Origin of the sequence: Sporosarcina aquimarina (assembly GCF_023715615.1) — a bacterium.
In the GTDB taxonomy this organism is placed as follows: domain Bacteria; phylum Bacillota; class Bacilli; order Bacillales_A; family Planococcaceae; genus Sporosarcina; species Sporosarcina aquimarina_A.
This window is the reverse complement of record NZ_JAMBOM010000015.1, coordinates 1-5819: the sequence shown is the minus strand read 5'-3', so window position 1 is coordinate 5819 and position 5819 is coordinate 1. Positions and strand designations below refer to the sequence as shown.

Genomic DNA, 5819 nt, shown 5'->3' with positions numbered 1-5819 from the left:
ACCCAGGGAAGTGTCAACGGTAAATGTCTGACCGAAACGAAGTGAAGGGAATTTAAGAAGTTGATACGAGAAATTATTTCGACCCTGTTTTGGTATTCCAACCACGTTGGAAAACGCCCAATGGCGAATGGGAGTTTGCCACTTTTTTAAAAGGGGCAAGGTCTGTTTTTTATCTTTGAGATTCTCTTGAATCACTATTTTTTTAGCCCCTGCAGGAAACCCAATATACGCAGTGATTTTCCTAGAAAAAATCACTGCGTATAGATGGGCACTCCGTTTTAACTTCGTGATTTTATATTTCAAGACGAACTGTTTACTAGAAAGCCTTACAAGCGTTTTTAGACGCGAAGATCAGATACAGGAGATTCCAAAGGTAAGGAATGTACTTAAGAAGCCCTCAGAAGCTTTTAGGAGCTTCTGAGGGCTTTTACTGTGTGTGGATATGGTATTGGCCAAACCGTTTAAAAAAATCATTTACAACTCTCCTTTTCTTTTTTGAACAACCGTTTCCACCACGACTTTTTTTCTGATGGGTGTGAAGCAGCTGCAAGTTGTTTATGGCTTTCGTCTATCGCTGCACGCAATTGTTGCGTTAATAATCGATCACGCATCTCAATCGTGTCACTCATTCTTTTCTCCAATGCGTCCAGGAGGATTTCCCTCTCGTCCTCAATTGCCTTCTTTACAATATCCTCTATTTCACGCTTGGATAAACGCATAGTTTCGGAATAAACGCTAGGCATCTTTTGCGCGTTTTCGTTCACAAAATCCCTTGTTGCGACTGCATTTATGGAGTCTACGAATGGTACTGAATTTGCGAGAAGTTTCTTCAGTTCTCTGAACGCTTTAAAATCGTGCTCGTAGTAGATACGCTGCTCTTTTTCATTGCGTTGAAATGAGTACCCTTGTTTCTCCAACTCGATGGCCCACCTTCTAAGCGTGGATGTAGTAATCTCCAATTCAATGGCAACATCTTTTGAAAAGTAGCCAAATCCGTTTTCCATAGCGCCCCCCCCTTCGATATCATTCGATGGACAGGAATTCAATACCTTTCAATTAAAAGCAACGTTAGTTTTAAAAAATTGAATGATCCTGATTTTCTTTTACCGTAAAGTTAGGTTTTGGTTGTTTTTTTTGTATTATTTTCCCCTTTATAGTTTGTAAGAAAAAAAAGGAGTGATTTAAATGGCAGTACAACCTTGTCCAGTAAATGGAACTCATTTAATGAGACCAGCAGCTAAAGCTGTAGTACGCGATCCGAGTGGCAAAAATCTAACTGATAAGTATAACCTGGGATATCACTGTGCATGTAGCTGTGGTGAACAATTTATTTGTGAAGGGTTTCCACATTTTACTCCACCAGGACAAATCGGTTACTGGGTCGCAGGGAATTTAAAATTACTTTCCAATATTGGAGGGGTACTTACTTATCAAGTGAAAGAATCTGCTATTAGGCATACAAATGCCAGTCGTATGGAGGGTTATCGTTTTATTATATAAAGGTGAGAAACGGAGCTAAAATCAGCTTCGTTTCTCATCTTCATCCTTTAACTACATGTATTTATTCATTTGATATACTCAATATCTTCATTCTCATTATATTTTTCCGGTGATTTCCCTATATCATTGTCAATAAAAATCCAACATTTAATTTCATCTTTGAAATTTCCAGTATATTCTTTACTGAACTCTACCAACTTTGTTTTTTTACCAAATGCTTTTACATCTTTTACATCTGAATCTTTTGGTTGAATAGCGATGATGTAGGGTCCATCATTTTTAGTAGGGCTAATGAGTGTAGCCTCACTAGTTTTAGAGGTATTTACGAACTTTAATTCATTAGAATCATTTTCAAAAGTTGTGATTTCAATACCTTTTTGTAGAGTGTGTGTCAAAACAAATATATATTTCCCTTTAACTTCATAATCAAAAATATTATCCGGACTAGTATAATCTCCCGTTTCCATAGTTTCCTGGATTTTTTCTATCATATTATCAGATAGTACCGAGTTATTATTATCCTCCGTGTCTGTGCCTTTACTTGAACAACCAACAAGAAGCAGAGATATAGTAAAAAGTAACAATATTTTTCTCAAGTTAGTCCCCTCCAAATCATTTTTATAATAAACATACGGATTAATTTGTGAAAAGCTTCATATTTTAAATCTTTTTATTTGGAAAAATTCATTCAGAAAAAATCGTAACGAATGAAAAAACGCTCAAAAAGGAATTTAGAGCGTTTTTTCGTCTTCAATAAGTTCAAAAAAAGAGGGTGCTTTTCGGAATTCTTTAGTTTTAATAGAGGTAATTATCATTAAAATAATTTCTTGTTCTAAATCCAAGCGTTCTTGTAAATTTGTTTGATATAAGACAGCTTTAATTTTAGGTTTTAACATATCCAAAACTTCCTGTTGAAAAGATGGACTATTCATTTCTGCTACCGGCATTTATACACTCCTCCGTTCATAATCTTGCTTAATCTTTTTCAATGTTTGATTTTTGGTCTTATTTACAGATTGTTTCGAGATAACTAGTTTCTGGGCTATTTCATATTCAGTCAGACCTTCAATGTAAAGTAGGTAGAGTATTTCTTTTTGTCTTGTACTTAACTTTGAAATAATTTTATAAAGACGCTTGTCTTCACAGACAGCTGCAAGGTTATATGAACTAGTAGGGATTGAGATATCTAATTCATAAACAGAATGATTTTCTCTTACTAAATCAATGCCAGAACATCCTTCATGCGTACTTTTATCTAAAATTAATGGGGCATCATAATATAGTTGTTTGATGTTCCGGTCGTATCTTTTTGCTTCAAAATTTAGTATCTTGGAAAAATAAGTTAACAGTTGTATTTTTCTTACGTGAATTTGAAAAAGTTCTTCAATTTTATCCTTTTTATATTTATTTGGATGTTTTAAATAGTTTAAGTAAAAGTTATTTACATCTTCATCTTCTAAGAAAGTTTGTAATAAGCGATTTTGAACCAAAAAACCATCTCCTATAGACATAATGAGAATATACGTTCTATTCTACCTTAAAAAAATAGGCATTAACATAGTTATTAAATTATCAGCTAGATCCTCATTCCATTCCTTGATGCTGTTTTTCTATTGCTTGTGAAAGAATATTGATATTTTCAACTAATGTATCTAATTTCTGCTCAAATCTGTGAAGCAAATAAATCGCGATGACAATAGGAAAGCCAACATTGCTTATTAAATTCATTAACCCTGTGTAATCATTCATATATTAGTCCTTTCTAAATAAGTAGTGTTATATATAAAGGTCTTTTGGATGATAAAAAGTCAACCAAGCATCAAAAATATTACTTTAGTTTCCAGTTTTTCATCTGTATTGAACCCTATTTTATCCAGCAACATTACAACAACAGGTTGATTTATTTAAAAATGCATTGGGTCTGTTTTAACCTTACACACTAAATTTCCAGAAAACGCGTACAAGGACTTAGAGTGCCGTACAAATATATATCATTAAGCACATTACTCAACTTATCTTTCTCGATAATCTATGACCATTCTGAGAGTTTCTAGAGCAATATTTGATAGTCTTTGGGAGTAGGACATGTTCTTATTTAAAAAATGACTTCACTCTAGTTTTTTGGTTGGTTGAAAAAGAGAAACAGATGACATATATTTTTTCATCACCACCAACGCTCCTGTTTGTTGTTGTTTTAAGTACTTATGTTTAAGATCTTTGTTTTAAGTGATTTAGAGGGTAGTTGAGCCCTTGATATGACTGGGTTTTAGAGACCCAAAGGTAACAGTTTTGGTCTTAAAGGTAACAGTTTTGGTCTTTGAAGGTAACAGTTTTGGTCTTTGAAGGTAACAGTTTTGGTCTTAAAGATAACAGTTTTGGTCTTTGAAGGTAACATTTAAATAAAATAGTTATACTTATTATTGACACTGTAATCTGAGAAGATTACAGTGTCTTATGGATAACAAATATAAATAAAAGTTATCTTTCGAAAAGGAGGAATTTCTCATGGAAGAGAATTACCTAGTTACTCAGAGTAATAACTTGATTGAAGCGCGTCATAAAAAGCCTTTGACAGCTCGTGAACAAAAAATAGTACTCTCGATGGTCGGCATGATCCAACCATCGGATGAAGATTTTAAAGATTATCGAATATCTGTTAAAAGTTTTAGTGAAATGTTGGGGTTAAAAGGTAGTGTGAAATATACGCAAATGAAGGGAATTGCTGAAAATTTAATGTCCAAAACAGTTGAAATTCCAAAGAAAAACGGAGGTTGGATATTAGCGAACTGGATTTCAAGCGCTGAATATAAAGAGGGAGAAGGCGTTATTGAGTTGTCTTTTTCGCCCAAATTAAAACCCTATATGCTTCAATTGAAAAATCAATTCACATCATATCGATTAAGCAACATTTTAAATCTAAATAGCACTTATTCTATTCGCTTATATGAACTCATGAAAAAATGGCAACATCTAGGGAAATGGGGATGTTCTGTTGAGGATTTAAGAGGGAAATTAGGAGTCGGTGAAAAGATATATCCAAGATATGCAAATTTAAAAGCCCGTGTTTTAGCGCCAGCTATTGCAGAGGTTAACGAAAAAACGGATCTCTTTATAAGATTTAATGAAATCAAAAATGGGCGAAGCGTGGAGCGGATTGAATTTATAGTTCAATTTGCTCCAGAGAAAGAAATCAAGATACCGGAACCTAAAAAGAAACTGGAACAACCGAAAAAAGCACCTGAAAATGAAGAGATACGTATCCGGTTAAATCATTTAGCAGACAAAGAACTCTATCAGTTTGATCCCAATTACTTTTCACAAATGTATGAAGCTGCATTCGTCATATGGGAAGACCAGGCTGAATCTGAATTAACCATGATTATCAGATATGTGAATGTAGAAGAATCGGTAAAAAAGCCACTTGGTTTCATAAAATCGCAAATCAAATTAGCATGGGAAGCTTCTGAACGGGGAGAACAACCCACGTTCGCAAATCTTCAACCAACGAAGAAAAGAGTGACTGGCCGACAAGAAATTATTCCTGATTGGTTTAAAGAAAAGGATGAGAACATCGAGCCAACTGAAAAAGAGCCGGATGCTGAAGTAGAGAAAAAGCGTCAAGAATTACAAAAGAAATTAAATGACATGAGAAAAGAGAAATAAGGAAATAGTTAACTGGTTAACTGGCAAGCTACGGGTTTGTATATACAAACCCCATAAACGTTGTTTTTGTCTAGGTAGGAGATTCCTACAACCTTCGCAAATAGTGATGCTCGTTTTTCATAAAACGAGCATCACTATTTGCTGTCGCTGCGCTCGATCTCCCTCTCCTTTTTTTAAAGACAGTGTCACTCTAGCGTGACAAATAGCAATTTCAGCTGTCACTCCAGCGTTCCTTTTACGGAAAATCATGTACCCGTAAAAACAGTAGGCTCTGCCTAATCCCACATTGAAAGTGGGGGCAGTTTCCCCTTATGCTCTTTCTACCTATTTGCATATTCTATGTCCAAAAGTTGCCTAGAAAAAATCGAGCAAAGCGACACCTATTTAAGCCACCTAAAATGAAAATTTCAGGTGGCTTAAATAGGGCAAGGTCGTAGGATTCCTACCAAGACAAAACACCGTTTTGGGGTGCTGCCCGGGCAAACCCGTAGCTTGCCGTACTCATTATTTTCACGTTGTGAGAGGTGAAACCCAGGGAAGTGTCAACGGTAAATGTCTGACCGAAACGAAGTGAAGGGAATTTAAGAAGTTGATACGAGAAATTATTTCGACCCTGTTTTGGTATTCCAACCACGTTGGAAAACGCCCAATGGCGA

Annotated in this window: 8 protein-coding genes; 2 read left to right on the top strand and 6 right to left on the bottom strand. The window is 35.1% G+C overall.

Annotation, left to right across the window (positions count from 1 at the left end; translation table 11 throughout):
- On the bottom strand, positions 1-303 hold a 303-nt coding region (locus M3197_RS17115), incomplete at its 3' end, for a hypothetical protein (RefSeq protein ID WP_251663097.1).
- 167 nt (positions 304-470) lie between these two features.
- Complete coding sequence (locus tag M3197_RS17110; RefSeq protein WP_251663095.1) at positions 471-1004, bottom strand: DUF3967 domain-containing protein; 534 nt, start codon at positions 1002-1004, stop codon at positions 471-473.
- Between the two features lie 181 nt (positions 1005-1185).
- Here M3197_RS17110 and M3197_RS17105 point away from each other — a divergent pair, with 181 nt between their 5' ends.
- Entirely contained in the window at positions 1186-1500 is a 315-nt protein-coding gene (locus tag M3197_RS17105) for a hypothetical protein (protein ID WP_251663093.1), read from the top strand.
- A 65-nt stretch (positions 1501-1565) separates the two neighbouring features.
- Here M3197_RS17105 and M3197_RS17100 read toward each other — a convergent pair whose 3' ends face one another.
- From M3197_RS17100 to M3197_RS17085, 4 genes are all read right to left on the bottom strand, one after another.
- Positions 1566-2096: a hypothetical protein gene (locus M3197_RS17100; protein ID WP_251663091.1), complete on the bottom strand. Its 531-nt coding sequence runs from the start codon at positions 2094-2096 to the stop codon at positions 1566-1568.
- A 135-nt stretch (positions 2097-2231) separates the two neighbouring features.
- Positions 2232-2447 carry a hypothetical protein gene (locus M3197_RS17095; RefSeq protein WP_251663089.1) on the bottom strand — a complete coding sequence of 72 codons (216 nt, stop codon included), beginning with the start codon at positions 2445-2447 and terminating at the stop codon, positions 2232-2234.
- Positions 2448-3011, bottom strand: a complete 564-nt coding sequence (locus tag M3197_RS17090; RefSeq protein ID WP_251663087.1) for a sigma-70 family RNA polymerase sigma factor — start codon at positions 3009-3011, stop codon at positions 2448-2450.
- A 73-nt stretch (positions 3012-3084) separates the two neighbouring features.
- Entirely contained in the window at positions 3085-3249 is a 165-nt protein-coding gene (locus M3197_RS17085) for a YvrJ family protein (RefSeq protein WP_251663084.1), read from the bottom strand.
- Between the two features lie 756 nt (positions 3250-4005).
- On the opposite strand from M3197_RS17085, the gene M3197_RS17080 reads away from it, so the two are divergent.
- A complete protein-coding gene (locus tag M3197_RS17080) occupies positions 4006-5163 on the top strand; it encodes a replication initiation protein (RefSeq protein WP_251663082.1) in 1158 nt (385 codons plus the stop codon).
- Positions 5164-5819: the final 656 nt, after the last annotated feature.